General features: G+C 71.0%; 22 protein-coding genes. 2 read left to right on the top strand and 20 right to left on the bottom strand.

Annotated features, from left to right (window positions below):
* The 12 genes from ACWD02_RS16910 to ACWD02_RS16855 all read right to left on the bottom strand — a co-directional run bounded on the left by ACWD02_RS16910 (position 1) and on the right by ACWD02_RS16855 (position 12,351).
* Positions 1-1,581, bottom strand: coding sequence for a hypothetical protein (locus ACWD02_RS16910; RefSeq protein WP_451210583.1), 1,581 nt, complete (start codon positions 1,579-1,581; stop codon positions 1-3).
* Between the two features lie 84 nt (positions 1,582-1,665).
* Positions 1,666-1,860, bottom strand: coding sequence for a hypothetical protein (locus tag ACWD02_RS16905; protein ID WP_363206092.1), 195 nt, complete (start codon positions 1,858-1,860; stop codon positions 1,666-1,668).
* A 135-nt stretch (positions 1,861-1,995) separates the two neighbouring features.
* The gene (locus ACWD02_RS16900) at positions 1,996-2,853 is read right to left on the bottom strand and encodes a phosphatidylinositol-specific phospholipase C/glycerophosphodiester phosphodiesterase family protein (RefSeq protein ID WP_451210579.1); all 858 of its coding nucleotides are present in this window, start codon (positions 2,851-2,853) and stop codon (positions 1,996-1,998) included.
* 275 nt (positions 2,854-3,128) lie between these two features.
* The gene (locus tag ACWD02_RS16895) at positions 3,129-3,800 is read right to left on the bottom strand and encodes an ABC transporter ATP-binding protein (protein WP_451210577.1); all 672 of its coding nucleotides are present in this window, start codon (positions 3,798-3,800) and stop codon (positions 3,129-3,131) included.
* Positions 3,793-4,707: an ABC transporter ATP-binding protein gene (locus ACWD02_RS16890; RefSeq protein ID WP_451210820.1), complete on the bottom strand. Its 915-nt coding sequence runs from the start codon at positions 4,705-4,707 to the stop codon at positions 3,793-3,795. The genes ACWD02_RS16895 and ACWD02_RS16890 overlap by 8 nt, the downstream gene beginning before the upstream one ends.
* A gap of 71 nt (positions 4,708-4,778) precedes the next feature.
* Entirely contained in the window at positions 4,779-5,657 is an 879-nt protein-coding gene (locus ACWD02_RS16885; RefSeq protein ID WP_451210574.1) for an ABC transporter permease, read from the bottom strand.
* Complete coding sequence (locus ACWD02_RS16880; RefSeq protein ID WP_451210817.1) at positions 5,650-6,615, bottom strand: ABC transporter permease; 966 nt, start codon at positions 6,613-6,615, stop codon at positions 5,650-5,652. Before ACWD02_RS16880 ends, ACWD02_RS16885 begins: the two co-directional genes overlap by 8 nt.
* 32 nt (positions 6,616-6,647) lie before the next feature.
* On the bottom strand, positions 6,648-8,243 hold the full coding sequence (locus tag ACWD02_RS16875) for an ABC transporter substrate-binding protein (RefSeq protein WP_451210572.1): 1,596 nt from the start codon (positions 8,241-8,243) through the stop codon (positions 6,648-6,650).
* A gap of 122 nt (positions 8,244-8,365) precedes the next feature.
* Positions 8,366-9,493 carry an acyl-CoA dehydrogenase family protein gene (locus ACWD02_RS16870; protein WP_451210569.1) on the bottom strand — a complete coding sequence of 376 codons (1,128 nt, stop codon included), beginning with the start codon at positions 9,491-9,493 and terminating at the stop codon, positions 8,366-8,368.
* Positions 9,490-10,671, bottom strand: a complete 1,182-nt coding sequence (locus ACWD02_RS16865) for an acyl-CoA dehydrogenase family protein (RefSeq protein ID WP_451210567.1) — start codon at positions 10,669-10,671, stop codon at positions 9,490-9,492. The genes ACWD02_RS16870 and ACWD02_RS16865 overlap by 4 nt, the downstream gene beginning before the upstream one ends.
* The gene (locus ACWD02_RS16860) at positions 10,668-11,636 is read right to left on the bottom strand and encodes an NADPH:quinone oxidoreductase family protein (RefSeq protein ID WP_451210564.1); all 969 of its coding nucleotides are present in this window, start codon (positions 11,634-11,636) and stop codon (positions 10,668-10,670) included. Before ACWD02_RS16860 ends, ACWD02_RS16865 begins: the two co-directional genes overlap by 4 nt.
* 79 nt (positions 11,637-11,715) lie before the next feature.
* Entirely contained in the window at positions 11,716-12,351 is a 636-nt protein-coding gene (locus ACWD02_RS16855; protein WP_451210561.1) for a helix-turn-helix domain-containing protein, read from the bottom strand.
* 77 nt (positions 12,352-12,428) lie between these two features.
* Here ACWD02_RS16855 and ACWD02_RS16850 point away from each other — a divergent pair, with 77 nt between their 5' ends.
* Both ACWD02_RS16850 and ACWD02_RS16845 read left to right on the top strand, forming a co-directional pair.
* Positions 12,429-13,454, top strand: a complete 1,026-nt coding sequence (locus tag ACWD02_RS16850; RefSeq protein ID WP_451210559.1) for an NAD(P)/FAD-dependent oxidoreductase — start codon at positions 12,429-12,431, stop codon at positions 13,452-13,454.
* A gap of 96 nt (positions 13,455-13,550) precedes the next feature.
* Positions 13,551-14,468, top strand: coding sequence for an SDR family oxidoreductase (locus ACWD02_RS16845; protein WP_451210557.1), 918 nt, complete (start codon positions 13,551-13,553; stop codon positions 14,466-14,468).
* Between the two features lie 14 nt (positions 14,469-14,482).
* Here the strand turns inward: ACWD02_RS16845 and ACWD02_RS16840 are convergent, their stop codons facing one another.
* From ACWD02_RS16840 to ACWD02_RS16805, 8 genes are all read right to left on the bottom strand, one after another.
* Positions 14,483-15,319: an enoyl-CoA hydratase/isomerase family protein gene (locus tag ACWD02_RS16840; protein ID WP_451210554.1), complete on the bottom strand. Its 837-nt coding sequence runs from the start codon at positions 15,317-15,319 to the stop codon at positions 14,483-14,485.
* 92 nt (positions 15,320-15,411) lie between these two features.
* Positions 15,412-16,164 carry a PIG-L deacetylase family protein gene (locus ACWD02_RS16835; protein WP_451210551.1) on the bottom strand — a complete coding sequence of 251 codons (753 nt, stop codon included), beginning with the start codon at positions 16,162-16,164 and terminating at the stop codon, positions 15,412-15,414.
* A gap of 38 nt (positions 16,165-16,202) precedes the next feature.
* The gene (locus ACWD02_RS16830; RefSeq protein WP_451210548.1) at positions 16,203-17,516 is read right to left on the bottom strand and encodes an alpha/beta fold hydrolase; all 1,314 of its coding nucleotides are present in this window, start codon (positions 17,514-17,516) and stop codon (positions 16,203-16,205) included.
* A 116-nt stretch (positions 17,517-17,632) separates the two neighbouring features.
* The gene (locus ACWD02_RS16825; RefSeq protein ID WP_451210545.1) at positions 17,633-18,649 is read right to left on the bottom strand and encodes a LacI family DNA-binding transcriptional regulator; all 1,017 of its coding nucleotides are present in this window, start codon (positions 18,647-18,649) and stop codon (positions 17,633-17,635) included.
* Positions 18,650-18,706: 57 nt separating this feature from the next.
* Positions 18,707-19,810, bottom strand: coding sequence for a rhamnose ABC transporter substrate-binding protein (gene rhaS / locus ACWD02_RS16820; protein ID WP_451210543.1), 1,104 nt, complete (start codon positions 19,808-19,810; stop codon positions 18,707-18,709).
* 37 nt (positions 19,811-19,847) lie between these two features.
* Entirely contained in the window at positions 19,848-20,849 is a 1,002-nt protein-coding gene (locus tag ACWD02_RS16815; RefSeq protein WP_451210540.1) for an ABC transporter permease, read from the bottom strand.
* Complete coding sequence (locus ACWD02_RS16810; RefSeq protein ID WP_451210538.1) at positions 20,842-21,882, bottom strand: ABC transporter permease; 1,041 nt, start codon at positions 21,880-21,882, stop codon at positions 20,842-20,844. Before ACWD02_RS16810 ends, ACWD02_RS16815 begins: the two co-directional genes overlap by 8 nt.
* A complete protein-coding gene (locus tag ACWD02_RS16805; protein WP_451210535.1) occupies positions 21,879-23,375 on the bottom strand; it encodes a sugar ABC transporter ATP-binding protein in 1,497 nt (498 codons plus the stop codon). Before ACWD02_RS16805 ends, ACWD02_RS16810 begins: the two co-directional genes overlap by 4 nt.
* Between the last annotated feature and the right edge of the window lie 254 nt (positions 23,376-23,629).

Raw genomic sequence — 23,629 nt, 5'->3', positions numbered from 1 at the left:
TCACTCGGTGTCCCGTACCGCCACCAGGCCGTTGAACACGCCCACGTACGCGGTGCCGTCCGGGCCCAGGGTCACCGGGGCCCAGTTGTTGTCGTACGCGATGCCCGTGCCGGCGAGGCGCTTCCACTTGGTCTCGCCGGTGCGGAAGTCGACGGCCGTCAGGTACCAGGCATCGACGCCGAGGCTGCTCGGCTCCTTCGTGTAGAAGTACAGCAGCCCGTTGGCGGTGGACAGTTTGGGCACGTTCGACGGGGCGCGGACGTCGCTCTCCCACACCGTGTCGCAGCCGCTGCCGTCCTCGCGTACGTCGATCCTGCTGACGCCGCCGACGACGCTGCGCCCGAAGGTGAGCGAGGTGATGTTCTCGTAGCCGTAGTTGTTCTCGACGACGAGGCTGTTGCCCCAGCTGATCAGCGAGTTGTCGGTGGTGGAGGCGCCGGAGCGGAAGACGGGAACCTTGCAGACGAGCCGCTTGTCGTCGGCGATGTCGTCGCCCCGGCGGTAGACGAGGACGTTCATGCGGTCGTCGGCGTTGTCGGTGATCGCCACGTAGTCGTCGTCGCCCTGACCGAAGAGGTCGGGGGTGGTGCCCGAACCCTGGTTCACCGAGCCGGGCTTGGTGCCCGTCCCCCGGTCGTACGTCTGGCGCCAGACGGCCTTCGGGGTGCCGTCCGCGGCGGCGCGGAAGCTGTAGAGCGCGTGGTCGGAGACGATCGACACGCCGTCCTTTGCGACGGAGAAGGAGTTCTGGATCTCCTCGCCGTCGAGGCGGACGGAGCGGATGTCACCGGTCTCGGGGTCGACGGTGCCGACGCGGCCCTGCCGGGTCACCCACCAGATGCGGCCGTCCCAGTCGGGCATCACCGAGGTGACCGGGTCGCATTCGCCGCTCGGGTAGAGGTTTGACCAGGTCACGCAGTCGTGCGGGACGTGCGCCGTCAGATCCCAGTCCTTGTCGACGACGAAACGCCAACTGCCGTCCGCCGTCTGCTCGTGCGCGAGCCGGACGATGTGCTGTCGCGAGTCGGCGAGGACGAGCCGGTCCTCGTTGTCGAGGTAGGAGTAGGCACCGCCCGAGGTGTCCTTGAAGATCTTGGAGAAGTCCAGGCGTGTGATGGCCTCGACGGTGGAGGGGCGCTGCGGGAGCTTGTACTCGGCGAGCGTCTTCATCGTCGCCGGGTCGAGCAGCTTGACCAGGAAGCCGGTGAAGGTGCCGCAGACGGTGACGATGCGGCCGGCCTTGTCGAAGGTGACGGTGGCGCACTCACCGCCGAGCGCCGCCATCTTCTCGCTGCTGACCTGGGGGTTCTTTCCCAGGGGACCCTTCCAGGGATACGTTCCGCTGCCCGCCGCGTCCGCGTGCATCCCGCTGCGGCCGTTGGCGGCCAGATACGGGTGCTGGGGCGGCTGTTCGCCGGGCAGCGGGCGGGCGTCGGCGGGTGTTCCGGTGTACTGCTCGACGAGCCGGTGCCCCGGCGCCTTCGGTATGTCGTCCGCCTGGGCGGGTGGCGCGAAGAATGCGGCCGAGACCGTGAGGGCGGTCAGGGCGAGGGCGCTGCTGAGGGTTCTGCGACGCGGCATGGGCCGAAGCTAGGGGCAGCGCCTTGAAGTGTCCATGGAAACGTGACAGTTGTTCATGAACACGCAACGATCATGGGCGCCCGATCATGGCTGCAGGCCGCTGACGATGTCCGCTGCGGCCGTGACCCCGTTGTGGATGGTCGGCGCCATGCTCGAACTCGCCAGATAGAAGCCGAGCAGCGCACAGACCACCGCGTGCGAGAACTTCAGCGCGCCGTTGCGCAGAAAGACCACTGCCAGGATCACGAGCAGCAGCACCACAGAGACCGAGACGGCCATGGGGACAACCTCCTCCGCCACGTCAACATCGCGGCTTTGGGCCGAGTGTGGCGCAGCGGAGGGACCGTCCGGGCGACCGGCATGTCCTCCGAACGGGTGTTATGTGCCGGGACGTTGCTTCGGCCGGGCCGGAGCCTACTGGCGGCGGGCGTCGAGGAAGGCCTCGAGCCCCGCCAGGTCGTCCGTGTTCAAGTGGTCGACGCCGGCGGCGAGGAGCTCGCCCCACACCGCGTCGCGCGCCGGACCCGCCAGGTCGGGCGTCGCCCAGAAACGGACGCGCTGCCCACGCTTGTGCGCGGTCGAGACGATGCCGCGCAGCTTGTCGCGTTCGGCGGCGGGTATCGCGCCCACGCCCTGCCAGCTGAAGTTGAGCGTCCAGTTGTCGCTGATCAGCGGGATGAGCGAGGCGGGCGCGGCGCTGCCCAGGTCGGCGAGGCGGCCGTCGTAGAAGGCGCGGCGCACGCGCTGGGCCTCCATGGGCGCGCGGGCGGCCCGGTCGCCGGAGATCACGGCGGTCACGGGCCCGCGGCGCACCTTGCCGTGGGAGTACGTGGTGAACAGGTGCCGGTAGCGCCGCAGATGCCGGTCGAGTTCCAGGTACGTCGCCGCGCCCTCGGTCTTGATGTCGATCAGGAGCTGGAAGGGGGTGCGGTGGTAACCGCGGTACACGGAGCCGTGGTTGGCGCGTACGCGGGCGGCCAGGGGGTCCAGGTAGAGCGATTCGAGGGTGCGGGTGGGGTCGAGGTCGATGGGGTCGTGCGCGACCAGGAGCTGCCCGTCGACGAGGTAGATGTCGGCCTCGACGCTGCCGAAGCGGTGGTCGAGCGCGTCGAGAAGGGGCCGGGGGTGCTCGTAGTCGTTGTGCGCGTGGGCACGGATGAGGGGGCGGGGTCCGTGGCCGCGCTCGCTCGCCTGGGCGTACGCGGGGACGGCGGCGGTACCGGCGAGCGCTGCGCCGATGGTGAGGGCTCTACGACGGGTGATGAGTGCCACGAAGACTCCCGGAAAGGGCGAGGGGACGAGGGACGGCCTCAGTGAGTATGAAGCCATGCCCGCGTCAAGAAACCTCCCCGTGCGCGGAGTTGGCGCTATCGACGCCCTTCGTTCATTCCGGGAAACGCGGGGGGCGCATGGCCACCTCACGCCCCGCCACGGCGTCTCCTCCCGCTGCACCGCCGCGTGCCTTCGGGCCCGTCAGGGGCGCGGGGCTGTGACGCATGCGGCTCCGCCGCGTGGGCGCGACCAGCCCCCACCGGCCCGCGGTCGCGTCACCGCACCTCCAGCGGAGCGCTCAGCTCGCTCCAGTGGACGGTCCGCTCGCACCAGCGCTCCAGGAGCACCCGGTCGTGGCCGACCGCGAGCAGCCCTGCGCCGTTCTCCCGCCGGTACTCCTCCACGGCGTGCACGAGTGCCGCCGTCGTCGAGGCGTCGAGCATCGCCGTCATCTCGTCACAGATCAGCCAGCGCGGGCGGAGCACCAGGGCGCGGGCCAGGCAGGCGCGCTGCAACTGGCCGTCGCTGACCTCGTGCGGCCTGCGGCCCAGGAGATCCTCGCCGAGCCCCACGGTGGAAGCCAACTCCCGCCCGCGCGCGGTGGCTTCACTTCCGCGCCCGGTCGCGCGCAGCGGCTCGGCGATCAGGTCCGTGAGGGTGAGGCGCGGGTCGGCGGACAGGCGGGGCTGTTGGAAGACGACGCCGAAGGCGGTGCGCTGGGCGCGGGGAGCGCGGTGCCGCCAGCCGCGGGCGTGCTCACCGTCGATGACGACGCGGCCCTCGTCGGGCCTGTGCAGCAGCGCGGCGACCCGGGCCAGGGTCGACTTGCCGCAGCCGCTGGGGCCGAGCAGGCCGACGGAGGCGCCGGGCGCGAGCGTCAGGTCCACGCCGCGCATGACGGGGGCGCGGCGGTCGTATCCGGCGGTGATGGAACGGAGCTCAAGCACGGGGTGCCTCCAGCACGGCCGCCGTATGGGGGTGGTGGCAGGCGACCCCGGCCACGGACTGCGGCACGGTTTCGCAGGTCTCGTCCGCGCCGGCGCAGCGCGCGGCGAACGCGCATCCCCGCGGCAGCGCGGAGAGTTCGGGCGGCATGCCCGGGATCGGCAGGAACTCCCGCTCGGGGAGGGCGTTCAGGAGGCCGCGGGCGTAGGGGTGCCGGGGCCCTGGGGATCCGAAGAAGTCCTCGGCGTCGGCGAGTTCGACGATGCGGCTCGCGTACATCACGGCGACGCGGTCCGCGATGCGCTCGGCGGCGGCCAGGTCGTGGGTGATCAGGAGCAGCGCGCGGTCGTCGCCGACGTGCTTGCGCAGCTCGTCCACCGTGCGGTCGACGAGGTCGCGGTCGAGTCCCGTCGTCGGCTCGTCGGCGAGCAGCAGCGGCGCGTCACCGATGAGGGCGAGCGCGGTGGCCGCCCGCTGGGCGAGACCTCCGGAGAGTTCATGCGGGTAGCGGTCCAGGTGTCCGGCGGGGAACGCGGCGCGCTCGGCGGCGGCTTCGGCGGCCTTGCGCAGCTGAGGGCGGCGCACGTCCGCCAGCTCCCGCAGGGTCTCCTCCAGCTGGGCGCGGACCGTGCGCACCGGCGTCAGGTGTGCGGCCGGGCTCTGCGGCACGAGGCCGACGCGCCGTCCGCGGACCGTGCGGGCCAGGGTGCGCTCGTCGGCGGTCAGCAGGTCGACGTCGCCGATGAGTGCGGACCCGGCCGTCTCCGCGTTCTGCGGAAGCAGCCCGAGCAGCGCGGAGGCGAGCACGGATTTGCCGCAGCCGCTCTCGCCGACGAGGGCGAGGCACTCCCCCGCCGCCAGGTCGAAGTGGGCGTCGGTGACGGCGGAGACGAAGGTGTCGCCGCGCATGCGGAACCGTACGGAGAGACCACGCACGGAGAGCACCGGGGGCGAGGTGGTCGGGGGCGAGAGAGGCTCGGTCACAGCATCAGCTCCGATCGGCGCCGGGGGTTGATCCGTTCCCGCCAGGCGCCCGCGAGGCCGGCGATCGCCAGGGTGGGCACGATGATGAACAGGCCGGGGAAGAGGGTGGGCCACCAGTCCCCGGCGAGGAGCGAGCCGCGCGCGCTCTGCACGAGGGTGCCGAGGCTCGCCTGGTGGGTGGGCAGACCGAGCCCGAGGAAGGACAGCGCGGACTCGTGCCAGATGGCGTGCGGCACCATCAGGACGGCGGCGAGTCCGGCCTGCGGGAGCACTCCGGGCAGCAGATGGCGAACGGTCACGCGCATCCGCGAAGCGCCTCCGGAGATGGCGGCGTCAATGTACGGACGTGACCGCAGTGAAAGCACCTCGGCGCGCACGATGCGGGCCGTGGACAGCCAGTGCGTGAGCGCCACCGAGACGACCACCGGCCACACACCCGGCCGGAACATCGCCACGATGAAGATGCCGAGCAGCAGGTGCGGCACGGACGAGAAGACGTCCACGAGCCGCATCACGACCCGGTCCACCCAGCCGCCCGACGCGGCGGCGAGCGCGCCCACGGCCGTGCCGATGACGGTCGCGACGACGGCCGCCACCACACCCACGAGGAGTGAGACCCGCAGCCCGTACACGCAGCGCAGGAGCAGGTCGCGTCCCACGTCGTCGGTGCCGAAGGGGTGATCCCAGGACGGTGGTTGCAGCTTGGCCGCGAGGTCCACGGCCTGTTCGTCGAGGTTCACCAGGGGCGGCACGAGAAGGACGGCGAGGACGACCGCCGCGACGATCACCGCCGAGGAACGCACCCGCCACGCGCGCGTGGAGCGAGTCTTCGAGGCGCTCCCCAGGGAGGCGCGCCAGGTCGTCGTCTCAGCCATCGAATCCCACCCTCGGGTCGGCGAGGCCGTACAGCAGGTCGGCCAGGAGGTTGCCCAGGAGCACCGCGGCCGTGGCGAGGACGGTGAGCGCGGCGAGCAGCGGGAAGTCCACGGCGGTCGCCGCCGACACGGTGGCCGCCGCGATGCCGGGCCAACTGAAGACGGTCTCCACCATGAGCGCCCCGGTGATGAGTTCGGGCACGCGGGAGCCGATGAGTGTGAGCACCGGCAGCATGCCCGAGCGCAGTGCGTGCCCGAGGAGGACGGTCCGTTCGGCGAGGCCACGCGCGCGTGCGCCACGCACGGGGTCGTCGCCGAGCGCGTCGCCGACTCCTTGGCGTACGTAGAGGACGAACCACGGGAGCTGCGAGATCGCCAGGACGGCGGCGGGCAGCACCAGGTGGCTCGCGACCTGTCCGGCGGTGACGGCCGAGCTCGCGGTGTCCGTGAGCCCGCCGGACGGCAGCACCCCGAGCTTCAGGGCGAACAGCCAGACGGCGAGCAGCCCGATCCAGAACGGCGGGGCGGCTTCGAGGGTGTACGCGAGCGAGGTCACGGCGCGGTCGAGCCAGCCGCCAGGGCGGCGCGCGGCCAGGACGCCGAGCGCGGTGCCGACGAGGATCGCGAGCAGGAACGCGGTGGCGGCGAGCAGCACGGACCAGCCGATGCGTTCACCGATGACGTCGGAGACGGGCTGGCGCAGGGTGCTGGAGTCTCCGAGGTCGCCGGTCACGGCCGACGTCAGCCAGTCCCACCAGCGCTGTGCGAGCGGCTGGTCGACGCCGAGGTTGGCGCGCAGCTGGTCGAGGTTCTCCTGCGACGAGGTGAGCCCGGCCGTGCCCGCGTACGCCTTGACGGGGTCGAAGGGAGACGCGGCGGCGATGGCGAAAACGCCGAAGGTCACGGCGAGCAGGACCGGGACGGCGAACAGGGCCCGCCGTCCCGTCATGCGCGCCATCGGCCCCCAGGGGAGCTTCCGGAGCGCGGACATCACTGCTTCGGCTGCCAGTCCTCGACGTTCCACCACGGTCCGGACGCGAGGCCGTGGTCGTGCGGCTCGATCTGGGTGGTCAGGTCGCCGAAGCGCTTGTCGACCACGTAGAGGTGGTCGATGTGGGTGAGGAAGGTGTAGCCGGGGTTCTTCACCAGCTCGCGCTGGATGGTGTCGTACGCGGCCTGCCGCTTGGCGTGGTCGCCGCTCTCGCGGGCCTCGTCGAGCGCCTTGTCGACCTTGGGGTTGTCGTAGTGCGCCATGTTGTTGAAGCCGTCACCGGCGAGCGAGGACTTCAGGAGGGTGTACTGGTCGAAGTCCGGGTCGGCCGGGGAGCCGCCGCCCGCGAGGACCGCGTCCTTGGGCATGCGCGGCTCGATGACCTCCCACGTGCCTGCCTGCACCTCGACCTTGATGCCGATCTTCTTGGCGTCGGAGGCGTAGGCAAGGGCGTGGTCCTGGCGGAGCTTGTCGCCGGAGAGGTACCAGAGCGGGAACTTCGCCTGGACGCCGTCCTTCTCGCGGATGCCGTCCTTGCCCGGCTTCCAGCCCGCCTTGTCGAGGATCTTCTTGGCCGCGGCGAGGTCGTGCTCGCGCTCGGTGCCCTTGGTGAACCAGGGGCTGTCGGTCGGGACCGGCCCGTAGGCCTCCTTGCCCGCGCCGTCCAGGATCGAGTCGACCATGGCCTTGCGGTCGACGCCGGTGTCCAGGGCGCGCCGGATGCCGGTGTCTCCCGTGACCTTGTTGCCGGTGGGCAGGGTCACCACGCGGTAGTCGAAGGTCGTGGCGGCGTACGACTTCTTGTTGCCGTCGCTCTCGTACTTCTTCGCCAGGTTGGGCGGCAGGATCGCGCCGTCGAGCTCACCGGCGTCGAGCCGGGTGGCGCGGATGTCGTCGTCCTTGATGATCGCCATGGTGAAGTTCTTGACCTTCGGCGCGCCGCCCCAGTAGCCGGGGTTCGCCTTGAAGGTGAGCTTCTCGCCCTTGGACCACTTCACGAGCTTGTACGGGCCCGTGCCGACCGGCTTGGTGGTGAACTCCCCGGTGTTCACGTCCTGCTTGCCCGCTATGTGCTCGGGTGCGATCGGCAGGACGGTGCGCTCGGCGAACGGCGCGTAGGGGTACTTGAGGTGGAAGACGACGGTGTCGTCGCCCTTGGCCTCGACGTTCTTGACGGCGTCGAGCTCGGTCTTGGCGGCGTTGTTGGTCTTCTTGTCGAGGATCGTCTCGTACGTGAAGACGACGTCCTTGGACGTGAAGGGCTTGCCGTCGCTGAACTTGACGCCCTTGCGCAGCTTGAACGTGTAGCTCTTGCCGTCGTCGCCGACCTTGGGCAGCTCGGCGGCGAGCGCGGGCTTGAGCTTCATGTCGGCGTCGTGCGTGAGCAGACCGTCGAAGATCTTGGAGTTGCCGTCCTTGCCATAGCCGAGGAGCGGGCTCAGGGTGTCCGGTTCGTATGCGATGCCGACAACCGCGGAGTCCTTGGCGCCACCCGCGTTCTTGCCGTCGCCCGGCGCCGAGCACGCCGATGCGGCGACCGCCAGTGAGGCGGCCGCCGCTACCGCGCCCGTACCCCGTATCGATCGGGCCCTCATGCTCCACACCCCTACTGAAGATCAAACGTTATTGCGAACGGGTCGCAATTATGCCTCATGTAATGGGTGGGTAAAACGTGCGGGCCGTACCGAGTGGATCACGGTTGTCGAAGCCGCCGGGGTCAGGGCGCGGGCAGGTGCACCAGGCCGGCCAGCGCTTCCCGGTGCCGTCCGACCGTGCCGAGGGCGATGGAGTCGGCCTTGGCCCGCTTCAGGCAGAGATGGACGGGGTGCTCCCACGTCATGCCGATGCCGCCGTGCAGCTGGAGCGCCTCCTCGGCGATGTGCACCGTGGCGGGTGACGCGTAGGCCTGCGCGAGCGCCACCGCGACATCGGCGTCCTCGCTTCCGGCGGCGAGGGTGTCCGCGGCGTTGCGGGCGGCGGCCCGGATGCTGACGACCTCCAGCCAGAGCTGGGCGAGGCGGTGCTTGAGCGCCTGGAAGGAGCCGACGGGCCGGTTGAACTGGTGCCGTTCCTTCGTGTACCGCACGGTCTCCGTCAAACCCCACTCGGCGAGGCCCAGTTGCTCGGACGCCAGGAGACCCGCCCCCGCCCGCAGACCACGCCGTACGGCGGGTCCGGATTCCGGACCGACCGCACGCGCGCGTGCCCCCTCGAAGCTGACCGTGGCCAGCGGCCGCGTCTGGTCGAGCGAGGTCTGCGGCACGACGGTCACGCCGGCGTCTTCCGCGTCCACCGCGTACAGCCCCGCGCCCGTCGGCACGAGGAACACATCGGCGGCGACCGCGTCGGCGACACCGGTGGCGCCGCCGTGCAGAGCGCCGTCCTTCGCGTGTACGCCGGGCAGCGCGCCGTCCGGAGCGGTGGCCAGCGGCACGGCGAGCACGCCGACCTTGCGTCCCGAGGCGAGCGCGCCGATCAGTTCCCTGGCCGCGTCACTGTCGCAGGCCAGCAGGGTCTCGGTCGCGATGACGGCACTGGTCAGGTAGGGCACGGGCGCCACCGCGCGACCCAACTCCTCCAGGACGACGGCGGCTTCGCGGTGCGTGGCGCCCTGGCCGCCGAGTTCCTCGGGCACGAGCAGGCCGGCGAGCCCCATGCCGTCGGTGAGTGCCTTCCACAGCTCGCGGTCGTGCGGCTCGGTGGACTCGGTGCGGGCGAGCACGGCGGTGGCATCGCAGTGGTCGGCGAGGAGGCCGCGCACGACCGAGCGCAGCGCCTCTTCCTCTTCGGAGTACAGCAGGTCGCGCGGTGGGGGCTGCGGGATCTGGGTGGTCTGCGTACTCATCGGGCGAGGTCCTTCCAGGCGACGTCCTTGTCGGTGCGCGGCTCGGAGGGCAGTCCGAGCACGCGCTCGGCGACGATGTTGAGCAGCACTTCGTTCGTGCCGCCCTCGATGCTGTTGCCCTTGGCGCGCAGATAGCGGTAGCCCGCGTCACGGCCGACGAAGTCGACGGTCGCGGGCCGCCGCATCGTCCAGTCCTCGTACAACAGGCCTTCCCCGCCGAGGAGTTCCACCTCCAGGCCGCTGATCTCCTGGTTGAGGCGGGCGAACCCGAGCTTCATGCCGGAGCCCTCGGGCCCCGGCTGTCCCGCGACGAGCTGCTGGCGCAGGCGCTCCCCGGTGAGCCGGGCGACCTCGGCCTCGACCCACAGCTCGAGCAGCCGCTGATGCAGATCGGGCGTGCGCAGCTCGGGGCGATCCCGCCACGTCCCGGCGACCAGGCCGATCATGCCTCCCTCACGCGGGATGCGGGCACCGCCGATGGAAACACGCTCGTTCATGAGGGTGGTCTGCGCGACCTTCCAGCCGTCGCCGATCTCCCCCAGGCGGTGCGCGTCCGGGATGCGTACATCGGTGAGGAAGACCTCGTTGAACTCGGCCTCGCCGGTGATCTGCCGCAACGGCCGCACCTCGACGCCCGGGTCGGTCATGTCGCAGACGAAGTACGTGATGCCCCGGTGCTTGGGCACCTCGGGGTCGGTGCGGGCGATGAGGATGGCCCAGCGGGCGGCGTGCGCGCCGGACGTCCACACCTTCTGACCGTTGACCACCCAAGCGTCGCCGTCACGTACCGCGCGCGTGCCCAGGGCGGCAAGGTCGGACCCGGCGCCCGGCTCGCTGAAGAGCTGGCACCACACCTCGTCGCCGACCCACAGCGGCCGCAGGAAGCTGCGCTTCTGCTCCTCGGTGCCGAAGCGCAGGATGGTCGGCGCGGCCATGCCGAGGCCGATGCCGATGCGGCGCGGCTCGTTGTCGGGCGCGCCCGCCGCCTCCAACTCGGCGTCCACGACGGCCTGCAGGGAACGCGGGGCCCCGAGCCCGCCGAGCCCCTCCGGGTAGTGCACCCACGCGAGACCGGCATCGAAGCGGGCCTTCAGGAAGGCCGCGCGTTCCGTCGTCGCCGGTGGGTGCGCGGCGAGCAACTCCTGGGTACGGCTGCGCAGTTCGGCGGCATCCGTCATGCGTCGCCTCCCTCGGGGACCACGGCCACCCGCCCCGTGGTGACGCCGTCCGCGACGCGCTGGACGGCGGCGGCCGCGTCGCTCAGCGGTACACGCTCGCTGATGAGCGGCTTGATGGCGCCCTTGGCCGCGAGCTGGGTGAGCTCCTCGTGGCAGCGGAGGACGGCCTGCGGGTCCTTGGTGTTGTAGAGCCCCCAGTGCAGTCCGAGGACCGCGTAGTTCTTCACCAGGGCGTGGTTGAGCGCGGGCGTCGGGATGACACCGCTCGCGAAGCCGACCACGATGATCCGCCCCTCGAAGGCGACGCACTTCGTGGACTGCGTGTACGCGTCGCCGCCCACGGGGTCGTAGATGACGTCGGCGCCACGGCCGCCGGTGGCTTCCTTGACCGCGCCGATGACGTTCTCCGTGCGCCGGTCGATGACCAGGTCGCAGCCGAGCTCGCGCGCGACCTCGGCCTTCGCCGCGCCGCCGACCACGCCGATGACCTTGGCGCCCGCCGCCTTGCCGAGCTGGACGGCGGCGCTGCCGACACCGCCCGCGGCCGCGTGCACCAGGAGGGTCTCGCCCGCCTGGAGGTGCGCGCGGCGGTGCAGGCCGAACCAGCCGGTCTGGTAGCCGATGTGCAGCGCGGCGGCCTCGGCGTCGTCCAGGGCGTCGGGCGCGGGCAGCACGGCCGCCGCGTCCGCGAGCGCGTACTCGGCGAAACCGCCGTACGGAAGAGCGGGGTTGGCGATCACACGCCGCCCGTCCTCGGTCTCGCCGCAGATCTCCACGCCGGGCGTGAACGGCAGCGGGGGCGTGATTTGGTACTGCCCGCGGCAGAGCAGGGCGTCCGGGAAGTTGATGTTGGCGGCGCGGACCTTCAGGAGCAGTTGTCCTTCGCCGGGCACCGGCCGGTCCACGTCTTCGAGGCGCATCACCGCGCTCGGCTCGCCGTTCTGGTGCACTTGCCATGCCTGCATGCGGGGCCTCCACGGGGCTTTCGTAGACCGGGCTCCGTCGCATACTAAGCGGTCGCTTGCAGGCAGGGGAACCTTCTCGTCAGTCCGTTTCGGGCTTCTGCCGGGAGGGCCGCGCCCGTACGTGCATCCGCTCGCCCTGGGGCCCGAACAGGCTGAGGAATTCCGCGGGCCCCTCCCCCGTGGACCCGAACCAGTGCGGAAGCCGGGTGTCGAACTCCGCGGCCTCGCCCGCCGTGAGGATCACGTCATGATCGGCGAGCACGACCCGCAGCCGCCCGGACAGGACGTACAGCCACTCATATCCCTCGTGGGTCTGCAGATCGGGCTGAACGGAGCGGACGGGCTCGACGATCTTGTACGCCTGGAGGCCGCCGGGCTGCCTGGTCAACGGGAACATGGTGCGCCCGTGCCGCACGATCGGCTTGGACCGCACGCGGGGATCGCCCACGGGCGGGGCGCCGACCAGCTCGTCCAGGGGGACCTGGTGGGCGCGGGCGATGGGGAGCAGGAGTTCGAGGCTGGGCTTGCGCCGGCCGGACTCCAGGCGGGAAAGGGTGCTCACGGAGATTCCGGTGGCGTCGGCGAGGCCCGCGAGCGTCGCGCCGCGCTCCTTGCGGATTCTGCGCAGGCGGGGGCCGACCTCGGCAAGGACACCGTCCAGGTCCGCGCCGTCGTCGGTGTTCTCTTCTTTGTTCTCTTCTCGGTTCTCTCCCATGCGTCTATTGCAGTATCGGCAAACTTGATTGTCAATCCCGCATCCTTGGTGCGACGGTCTCCGTGGAGGTGGTCACCATGAACAGCAACAACAAGAACGCGTACGACGTGGTCGTCATCGGCGGCGGCACGGCGGGGCTCAGCGCGGGGCTCGTCCTCGGCCGGGCACGGCGCCGCGTACTGATCGTGGACGCGGGCGAGCCGCGCAACGCGCCCGCCGCACACATGCAGGGCTATCTGTCGCGGGACGGCATGCCGCCCGCCGAGTTCCTCGCCCTGGGGCGGAAAGAGGTCGAGGCGTACGGCGTGGAGTTCGCCCACGACCGGGTGACGGCCGTACGGCCCGACGGTGCCGGGGAGTTCGAGGTCGGTCTCACGGGCGGCGGTTCCGCGCACGCTCGCCGCGTCGTCCTGGCCACGGGCTTGGTGGACGAACTGCCGGACATTCCCGGCGTCGCCGAGCGCTGGGGCAATGACGTGCTGCACTGCCCGTACTGCCACGGCTACGAAGTGCGGGACCAGCCCTTCGGCGTGATCGCGTCGCCGGTGACGGGCACCCACCAGGCGCTGCTGGTCACGCAGTGGTCCAAGGATGTGACGCTGTTCCTGCACACCGTGGCGGAGCTGCCGGACACCGAGTGGGAGCGTCTCGCGGCCGCCGGGGTCTCGGTGGTGGAGGGCGAGGTGGCGGGCCTGGAGGTGGCGGACGACCGGCTGGCGGGCGTGCGGCTCGCCGACGGCCGGGTGGTCCCCCGCTCGGTGCTGTTCGTCGCCACGAAGACGGTGCCCCGTGACGGCCTCATCGGGGCACTGGGCGCCGAGGTGAGGGACACCCCGCTCGGGCCGTTTCCGGCGGTGGACGAGACGGGCCGCACGAGCGTCCCGGGCATCTGGGCGGTCGGCAACGCCGCGAGCCCCATGGAGCAGGTGGTCAACGCGGCGAGTGCGGGCTACCGGGCCGGGGTGACGATCAACGCCGAACTCGTCATGGGGGACATCGACGCGACGGCGGCCCGGCGGCGGGCGGGCATCTTCACACCTGAGGCGGAAGCTCAGGTGGCCGCCTCGGTGGGCGGCAACCGCGTGCACGGCCTGACCCCCTAGTCGCCCGCCCGATTCCCTTACGGGCATGGAGGTTTCACCCCGGAGGCGGTATCGATGCGCGCACGACGGACACGACGCAACGGAAGGGACGCGCGCATGGACGACGACGAGGCCGTGGCATCCGATGGGCCGGGCAGCGCACTGCCCGGTCTGCCCGCCCCCGCCCCGCCGGGGTCGAGCGCCCTGCCCCAGGGAACGTACGACGGGACGGTCGTCCTCGTGACCGGCGGCGGGACGGGCCTCGGCAAAGCCATCGCCACGGAGTTCGCGCGGCTCGGGGCGGACCTGGTGATAGCCGGCCGCAAGGAGGAGCGGCTGAAGGCGGCCCGGGACGAACTCGCGGGCCTCGGCGGCCGGGTTACGGCCGTGCCGTGCGACATCCGGGACCCCGAGCGTGTCGCCGAGGTGTTCGACGCGGCGCAGTCGGCCCACGGCCTGCCGGACGTCCTGGTCAACAACGCGGCGGCGAACTTCCCCGTGCCCGCCGAGGACATGTCGCCGAACGCCTGGCGCGCGGTCGTCGACATCACGCTGACCGGGACGTTCTTCATGACACGCGAGTTCGGCCGCCGCCACCTCGCGGCGAGCACGCCCGGTTCCGTCATCAGCATCGGGGCGTCGTACGCGTGGACGGGCGGCCCCGGCTTCGCGCACAGCGCGGCGGCCAAGGCGGGCGTGAAGAGCCTCGTCGAGAGCCTGGCGGTGGAATGGGGCCCGTACGGGATCCAGGTCAACGGCCTGGTCCCGGGCTTGATGCCGCACGAGGACATGACCGCGGACATCAGGGGCAACCTCGACCGGGTCAAGGACGAGGCCACCCGCCAGCCCGCCCTGCGCGTCGGCGCCCCGCGCGAACTGGGCTGGGCGGCGACCTTCCTGACCTCCCCCTACGCACGCTTCATCACCGGCCACACCCTGGTGGTCGACGGCGCGAACTGGCAGCGCAGGGGCCTGGTGAGCCCGGAGGTGGTGACGGTGCGCAAACAGATGGGGCGAGGGCCCTTCGGGGGGTAGCGGGCCGCGCCGCCCTACTTTCCCTCGAACGCAGCCGCCCTCCGCTCCCCCTTCGCCGCGTACCCGGCACGCGAGTCCTCGGACGTCAGCGTGATCGCCGCGTTCATCGCGACCCGGTCGAGAGCCGCGTCCATCCCCGCGTCCGCGTACGCGTCGATACCCCGCTTGATGCCCTGGACGGCCAGCGGGGCGTTCGCCGCGATCTCCGCGGCGACTTCGCGGGAGGTCTTGGTCAACGCATCTGCCGGGGTGACGAGTTGGAGCAGGCGCAACCGCTCCGCCGTGGCCGCGTCGATGCGGCGGCCGGTGAGTGAGAGCAGCTTGGCCCAGCCCGCACCTGCGTCGCGCGCGATGCGCAGATCGCCGCCCGCGTCCACCGCGACGCCGATCTGCGCCTCGGGCAGCGCGAACACCGCGTCATCGGAAGCGATCCGCACGTCCGCCATCAGCGCGAGCTCGAAGCCGAAACCGAGGCAGTATCCCTGCACGGCGGCGACGACCGGCTGCGGGAGGCGCGCGAACGTGCGGAAGCGTTCATGAACCCAGCGCAGGCCCTCGTAGTAGTTGCGCGTGCGCTCGGAACCCGAACGCCCTTGTATCGCACCGCCGTTGACCGCCGTGACGTCGATCCCGGCACAGAACGCCCGCCCCTCCGCCCGCAGCAGCACCGCCCTGATCGAGTCGTCGAAACGGATCCGGTCGGCGAAGATGCCCAACTGCCGCGTGGACTCCCAGCTCCACGCGTTGAGCTTCCTCGGGTGGCAGAGGGTGAGGATGCCCAGACCGTCCTCGATGTCGAGGCGCAGCCGCTCCTCACCCTCCGGGATGTCCGTGCCGATGGTGTCGATCATCCAGCACCAGCTCCTGCCTAGTTTCTGACGGCCCGTCAGTGAAGTGACGGGTCGTCAGCCTAGTGGCGGGGGCCCAGCGCCTGAAGACCTCGTCAGCAGCTGAAGACCTCGAAGGACACCGCGGGCTTCCCGCCGAAGCGCGGGGCCACGCCCTGTGCGTTGCCGGTCAGGAACTCCCGGCAGTACTTCTCGGGGTCCTCCTGGGTCAACCCCTCGATGTACGTGCGGTGTTCGAGGAGCGAGCGCACCGAGCGTTCGAGCCCTGCCGTGGCGTCCACGGCGTGCGTGGGCGAGGAGGAACCGGCGACGGCCACCCAGCGCACGCCGTTCCACGGCTCGAGCGCGTCCTCCTCGATCAGCTCGGGGAAGATCCAGCGGTTGCCCGCGTCGGCCACGGCGTCCAGGGTGGCGCGGCCGACGGCGACGTGGTCCGGGGTGTTCCAGGCGACGCCGCCCCACGTGTCACGGTGGTTGAGCGTGATCACGAGCTCGGGCCGGTGCCTGCGGACCGCGGCGGCGATGTCGCGGCGGAGCGCAAGCCCGTACTCGATCACGCCGTCCCTGTGGTCGAGGAACTCCACGCTCGACACGCCGACGACGGCCGCGCTCGCCCGCTGCTCGCGCTCGCGCAGCGGGCCGCACGTGGCGGGGTCAAGGGTGTCGATGCCCGCCTCGCCGCGGCTGGCCAGGAGGTAGGCGACCTCGCGCCCGCCGTCCGTCCATCCGGCGATCGCGGCCGCGCAGCCGTACTCCAGGTCGTCCGGGTGGGCGACCACGGCGAGGGCCCGCTGCCAGTCCTCGGGCATGGGCGTGAGCTGGTCGTTCTCGTTCAACGGCTCTGTCATGCCCGCAGCCTAGCTTCGCGGGCCCCTTCGCGAAGGGCTCAGGCCTCGCCCCTCACAAGGGCGAGGAGACGGTCCAGGACACGCGGCGAACCCACCCGGAGCCCGTCGTGCTCGTACTCGTCGGTGACCCAGGTGCGCAGGCCGCGGATGGAACGGGCGGTGCGCAGTGAGTGGCCGGTGTCGACGTACAGGTCGTCGTGATAGATCGCGGCGGCGGCCGGCACCTCGTTCGCGGCCAGGCGCGCCGTGTCGTACAGCGGCGCCCAACCGGTGCGCGCGGCAAGGAGGTCGGCGGTCTCCCGCAGCGGCCTCAGGGCCGGGTCGCAGTCGAACTGCCAGCGCTGGACGGCTTCCCCGGTGAAGAGGAGCGGCGCGTCCCCGGCGAGCGCCTTGCCGGGGTCGAACTGCGGGAACTCGCCGCGCGTCCGCTCGGCCGACCAGTCGGTGGGGCGCTCGCCCTGACCGTAGATGGTCTCGTGCAGGAGGGCGAAGAGCGGGTGTCCACGGTGCGAGAGGGCGGTCTGTACGGCTTCCTGGAAGGCGTCGGAGAGCGTGTGCCCCGCCGGGGTCCGCACGAAGGCGTCTTCGAGGAGGTAGTGCAGGCGGTGGCTGCCGTCGCCCATGCCGAGCAGCATGCCGAGGGACTGGAACGCCTCGACGGTGAGCCGGTAGCCGCCGTCGAGCACCGGCTCGTGCTCGGCGAGGTGAGCGGCGATGCGGCGGGCGCGCTCGATGTCCTGTGGGTAGCGGGCGTAGTGGGCGCGGGTCTTGCGCTCCATGCGCGGGTAGGCGGCGCGGTAGACGTCGTCCGCGTGGCCGTCGAGTGCGGGCAGGCCGCCGGTGATGAGGGCGGTGTGCAGTCCTTCGGGGGCCGCCGACAGGTAGTGGGTGGCGCAGAAACCGCCGAAGCTCTGGCCGAGGACGGTCCAGGGGGCGCCGCCGGTCAGCTCGCGCCGGATCAGCTCGCAGTCGCGGACGATCGAGTCGGCGCGGAAGTGCGTCAGGTAGTCGGCCTGTTCGCGGGGTCCGCCGCGCAGCGGAAGCGTCTGGCGCGTCGCCGGCGTGGAGCTGCCGGTGCCGCGCTGGTCGAGGAGCAGCACCCGGTAGTCCTGCAGGGCCCTGCCGAGCCACGCCTCCTTGCCCACGAACCGGTTGGCCCCGAATCCCGGGCCGCCCTGCAGATACACCAGCCACGGCAGGCCGGCCCCGCGGTCCCCGTGCGCGCTCGCCACGGCCTCGCGGGCGAAGACCTCGATCCGCTCCCCCGCCGGGTCGTCGTGGTCCAGGGGCACGGAGAAGCGGTGGTCGGTGAGGACCACACCGGGCTGACGGTAGGACGCAGTGGCGGTCAAGGGAGCTCCTGGGCGGATGCGGAACGGGACGCTTCGCCCCAGTTCAGCACACCCGCCGCGGGGGTCGTCGGCGGGGCGTCAGTGCGTGGGCACGCTCAGCGGAATGCGTGCGCAACTCAGCGGGGCGTCAGGCTGGATCGCCGTACGACGAGCTCCGGCTGGAGCACCACGCGCCGGTGATCATGGTCATCGGCGTCGGTGTCCGACTCGGTCTCCTCCAGGAGGAGTTCCGCGGCCATCGCGCCCATCTTGATGGCGGGCTGGCGCACCGAGGTGAGCGGGACGACGGCCGCGGCGGCGAACTCGATGTCGTCGTAGCCGACGATGGCGATGTCCTCGGGCACGCTCACCCCGGCCGCGTACATCGCCTGAAGGACCCCGAGAGCGAGCAGGTCGTTGGCGCAGAAGACGGCGGTCGGCCGTTCGGCGAGGCCGAGGACGCGGGCCCCCGCGTCACGCCCGGCGGCCACGTCGAGGCGCTCGGTGGGCAGTTCCCGCAGCACCGAGGCGGGCAGACCGGCCTCGGCGAGGGCTTGCAGCGCCCCTTCTCTGCGGTCCTTGACCTGGTTGAGTCCGGGCGGACCGCTCACGTACGCGATGCTGCGGTGCCCCGTGTCGAGGAGATGGCGCACCGCGAGCGCACCGCCCAGGACATCGTCCACGGAGACGGAGCACTCGGTGGCACCCTCGGCGACCCGGTCGACCAGGACGAAGGGGATGTCGTGCCTGCGGAAGGCCTCGATGTTGCGGCCCGTCGCGTCGGCCGGGGTCAGCAGGACGCCGCGTACCCGCTGTTCGGCGAAGAGCGCCAGATATTCGGCCTCTTCGGAGGGGCTCTGTCCGCTGTTGCACATCATGACGCGCAGCCCCGCGTCGCGCGCGGCCCGCTCGGCGCCACGCGCGACGTCCACGAAGAAGGGGTTGCCCATGTCGAGCACGAGCAGGGCCATGATGCGGCTCTGGCCCGCCCGCAGCTGCCGCGCGGACTCGCTGCGTACATAGCCGAGCCGGTCGATCACGGACTGCACCCGGTGGCGCGTCTCTTCGGAGACGACGTCCGGACGGTTGATCACGTTCGACACGGTGCCCACCGACACGCCGGCGTGCTTCGCCACGTCTTTGATGCCGACCATGCGTCCCCTTGTTCCGTTGCGCGTGCGGTGCATTGTGCACCGCCGCGTGCGATCCCCTCAGAATTTGTACTGGTCGATGTTCTTCTTGTCGAAAACGGTCGGTTCGCCGAGATCGACGACTCCCTTGTCACCGATGGTGAAGCTGCCGAGGTCGCCGGCCTCGAACTTCTCGCCCTTCTTGCCGGTGATCTGGCCGGACTTCAGGGCCACGGCGGTGTGCGCGGCGAGCGCACCGAGCTTGGCCGGGTCCCACAGCTCGAAGCCCTCGACGGTGCCGTTCTTCACGTACTGACGCATGTCGTTGGGCGTGCCCAGGCCGGTGAGCTTCACCTTGCCCTTGTACTTCGATCCCGAGAGGTACTGGGCGGCCGCCTTGATGCCGACGGTCGTCGGCGAGATGATCCCGGCCAGCTTCGGGTGCTCCTGGAGCAGTCCCTGGGTCTGCTGGAAGGACTGCTGGGCGTCGTCGTTGCCGTAGGCGGTCTTGACCAGCTTCATGTTCTTGTACTTGGGCTTCTTCAGCTCGTCCTTCATGTAGCGGATCCAGGTGTTCTGGTTCGTCGCGGTCTGGGCGGCGGAGAGGATCGCGATGTCGCCCTTGTAGCCGAGCTGCTTGCCGAGCAGTTCCACCTGGGTGCGGCCGAGCGCCTCGGCGCTGGACTGCGAGACGAAGACGTCACGGCACCCCGGGTTGGTGTCGGAGTCGTACGTGACGACCTTGATGTCGTTCTTCATGGCCTGCTTGAGGGCGGTGCACAGGGCGCCGGGGTCCTGCGCGGAGACGGCCATGGCGTCGACCTGCTGCTGGGTGAGCGTGTTGACGTAGCTGACCTGCCCGCTGGTGTCGGTGGCGCTGTTGGGGCCCGTCTCCTTGTACGAGGAGCCGAGGTCCTTGAGTGCCTTCTCGCCGCCCTTGTCGGCGACGGTGAAGTACGGGTTGTTGACCTGCTTGGGCAGGAAGGCGACCGTGAGGCCCTTCTTGGTCGGCGCGTTCGGGTCGGCCTTGGCGTTCGAGGCCTTGGCGGCGTCGTCGTCCTTCGAGGACTCCTTGGTGGTGCCTCCGCAGGCGGTGGCGGTGAGGGCGAGCGAGGTGACGGCTGCCAGGGTCACGCAGGCGCGGGTGAGGGCGGAGCGGCGGGGGGATCGGCGGGGAGAGAGCATCGTTGGTCCCTTTCGGACGTGCGGACGGTACGAGGGGTCAGCGGGCGGGAGCGGCAGCGGCGCGGCGGCCCGCCCTGGCGACGGCTATCTGGCGGGCCACGCGCGGCCCGAGCACGGACACCACGAGCAGCACTCCGGTGACGACGATCTGCGACTGGGCGGAGACGTTCAGCAGGCTCATCGCGTTCTGCAGCGCGCCGAGCAGGAACACTCCGGCGATGGCCCCGCCGAGTGTTCCCTTGCCGCCGTCGAAGTCGACGCCGCCGAGCAGGACGGCGGCGACGACGGACAGTTCGAGGCCGGTGGCGTTGTCGTAGCGGGCGCTCGCGTAGTGCAGCGCCCAGAAGATCCCCGTGAGGGAGGCCATGAGCCCCGTGGCGACGAACAGCCACAGCTTGTGCCGCTTGACGCGGACACCCGCGAAGCGCGCCGCCTCCTCGTTGGCGCCGATCGCGAAGAGCGAGCGCCCGAAGGGCGTGGCGTGCAGGACGAGGACGGCGATCGCGAGCAGCGCGAGGAAGGGCAGGAACGCGTACGGCAGGAAGGTGTCGCCGATGCGTCCGGCCGCGAAGTCCAGGTACTGCGAGGGGAAGTCGGTCACCGCGTCGGAGCCGAGGACGATCTGTGCGATGCCGCGATAGGCGGCCATGGTGCCGATGGTCACGGCAAGCGAGGGCAGCCCGAGGCGGGTCACCAGGAGGCCGTTGACCAGGCCGCAGAGGACTCCGATGAGGAGCACCAGCGGAATGATCGTCTCGATGGCCATGCCGGCGTTCCACAGTGCGCCCATCACTGCTCCGGAGAGCCCCGCCGTCGAGGCCACCGACAGATCGATCTCTCCGGAGACGACGAGAAGCGTCATCGGCAGCGCGATCAGCGCGATGGGCAGCGTGTTGCCGATGAGGAACGACAGGTTGAGGGCGTTGCCGAAACCGTCGACAAAGGAGAAGGACATCAGGAGCAGAACGACAAGGAGAGCGCCGACAACGGTGTCCCAGCGGACGGCGCGCATGACGTTGAGCCGATTGGAGTCAGCCATGGCGGGCGTTCCTCTTCTTCAGGGCCTTGGCGACGCGCAGGGCGACGATGCGGTCGACGGCGATGGCCAGGACGAGCAGCACGCCGTTGATGGCGAGCACCCACACGGAGCTGACGCCGAGCGCGGGAAGCACACTGTTGATGGACGTCAGGAGCAGGGCGCCGAGCGCCGCTCCGTAGACGCTGCCCGAGCCGCCGGTGAAGACGACGCCGCCGACCACGACGGCGCTGACGACGGTGAGTTCGTAGCCGTTGCCGGTGGCGGAGTCGACGTTGCCGAAGCGGGCCAGGTAGAGCGCGCCCGCGAGCCCGGCGAGCGCCCCGCACGCGGTGTAGGCGGCGAGGATGCGCTTGCGCACCGGGATGCCGGCGAGCCGGGCGGCCTCGGGGTTGGAGCCGAGGGCGTAGAGCTCGCGTCCGCCGCCGAAGTGCCGCAGGTAGTACGCGACCACGACCAGGACGGCGAGCGCGATCAGGCCCAGGTAGGGCACCGCCGAGATCCCGCCGGAGCCGAAGTCGACGAAGCCGTCCGGCAGGTCGGACGCGGTGATCTGCCGGGAGCCGACCCAGATGGAGTCGATGCCCCGGATGACGTAGAGGGTGCCGAGTGTGACGACGAGGGCGGGCACCTGTCCGAGGCTCACGAGCGCCCCGTTGAGCAGCCCGCAGCCGACGCCGAGCGCGACGGCGAGCAGGATCGCGACCGTCGAGTCGCCGCCGCCCTGGAGGTGGTTGCCCGCGGCGAAGGCGCTGATCCCGAGCGTCGAGCCGACCGACAGGTCGACGTTTCGGGTGATCACGACGAGGGCCTGGCCGGTGGCGACAAGGACGAGGATGGTCGCGTTCAGGAGCAGGTCCTTGATGCCCTGCTCGGAGAGGAACTCGCTGTTGCCGGCCTGGGTGATGCCGATCATCACCAGGAAGACGAGCAGGATGGCGAGTTCGCGCATCTTGAAGACGCGGTCGACCAGGCGCGTGCCCGCGGCCTTCTCCGGGTCGACGGCGGGGGCCGGGCTCTGGGTGGTCACGCTCATGCCGTCCTCCCGGTGGCGGCCGCCATCACGGACTCCTCGGTGGCCCGCGCGCGCGGGATCTCGGCCGTGAGCCGGCCTTCGTGCATGACGAGGACCCGGTCGGCCATGCCGAGGATCTCGGGCAGGTCGGAGGAGATCATCAGGACGGCGACCCCGTCGGCGGCGAGTTCGGAGAGCAGGCGGTGCACCTCGGCCTTGGTGCCGACGTCGATGCCGCGGGTCGGTTCGTCCACGATCAGCACCTGGGGCCGGGTGGCGAGCCACTTGGCGAGGACGACCTTCTGCTGGTTGCCGCCGGACAGGGTGCCGACGGCGTCTGCGATGCGCGCGTACTTCACCTGGAGGCGCACCGCCCAGTCGAGCGAGCGGCTGCGTTCGGCGCCGCGGTCCATGAGGCCCGCGCGTACCGTCGTACGCAGTCCGGTGAGCCCGATGTTGCGCTCGATCGACATGTCCATCACCAGGCCCTGGGCGCGCCGGTCCTCGGGGACGAGCGCGAGCCCGGCCGCCATGGCGGTGCTGGGGGCTCCGTTGAGCAGTGCCTTCCCCTGCACCTCGACCGTGCCCGCGTCCCACCGGTCGACGCCGAAGACGGCCCGTGCGACCTCGCTGCGTCCGGCTCCGACGAGGCCCGCGAGCCCGACGATCTCGCCGCGCCGCACGTCGAACGAGACGTCGGTGAAGACGCCCTCGCGGGTCAGCCGGCGGACGCTGAGGGCGACGTCGCCCACCTGGGTGTCCTGCTTCGGGTAGAGCTCGTCGAGGTCTCGGCCCACCATGCGGCGCACGAGGTCGTCCTCGGTGAGGCCGTCGAGCGGCTCGCTCGCGATCAGGCCGCCGTCGCGCAGCGTGGTGACGCGCTGGCACAGTTCGAAGATCTCCTCCAGGCGGTGCGAGATGAAAAGCACCGCGGCGCCCTGTTCGCGCAGGGTGCGGACGACTCCGAAGAGACGGGCGACTTCGCTGCCGGTGAGCGCCGCGGTCGGCTCGTCCATGATCAGGACACGGGCGTCGAAGGAGAGCGCCTTGGCGATCTCGACGATCTGCTGGTCGGCGATGGACAGGCCGCGCGCGGGCTGTTCGGGGTCGAGGTCCACGGCCAGGCGCTTGAAGAGCGCGTCGGCGGCGGCGTGCACGGCCTTGTGATCGACGCGGCCCAGCGAGCGGCGCGGGTGGCGCCCCATGAAGATGTTCTCCGCGACGGAGAGGTCGGGGAAGAGCGTCGGCTCCTGGTAGATGACGGCCACGCCCGCGTCCCTGGCGTCTCCCGGGCCGTGGAAGACAACCGGGGACCCGTCGAGCGACAGCTCTCCCGCGTCCGGGCGGTGGACCCCGGCGAGGGTCTTGATGAGGGTGGATTTCCCTGCGCCGTTCTCGCCCGCGAGGGCGTGCGCCTCACCGGCGTACAGCTCCAGGGAGACGTCATGGAGGGCGCGCACGGCCCCGAAGGACTTGCTGAGGCCCTGCACGGCAAGGACGGGGGGCTCTCTCATAGGTAGCACCGATCGGTCACGAAGGGCATGCGGCTTCTGGCATGGGGAGCTCAGGCGTCGGGCGTCATCGGGAGTCACCCACCGGACACCTGGCGTGAAAGGTTTCAATCAATTTTCGAGGAAGCTAAACCCGCGCCAACTGCGGCGTCAATGGGCAGGACTTGAAAATCCTGTCGCGACTTGGTGCGCCAAGGGGCTGACGCCTCAGGGCTCTTGACAGCAGGCGATGCGCTCCCTAGCTTCGCCTCTCGTGA

Source organism: Streptomyces sp. NPDC002853 (assembly GCF_053591915.1).
This window is presented reverse-complemented; position numbering and strand designations above follow the sequence as displayed.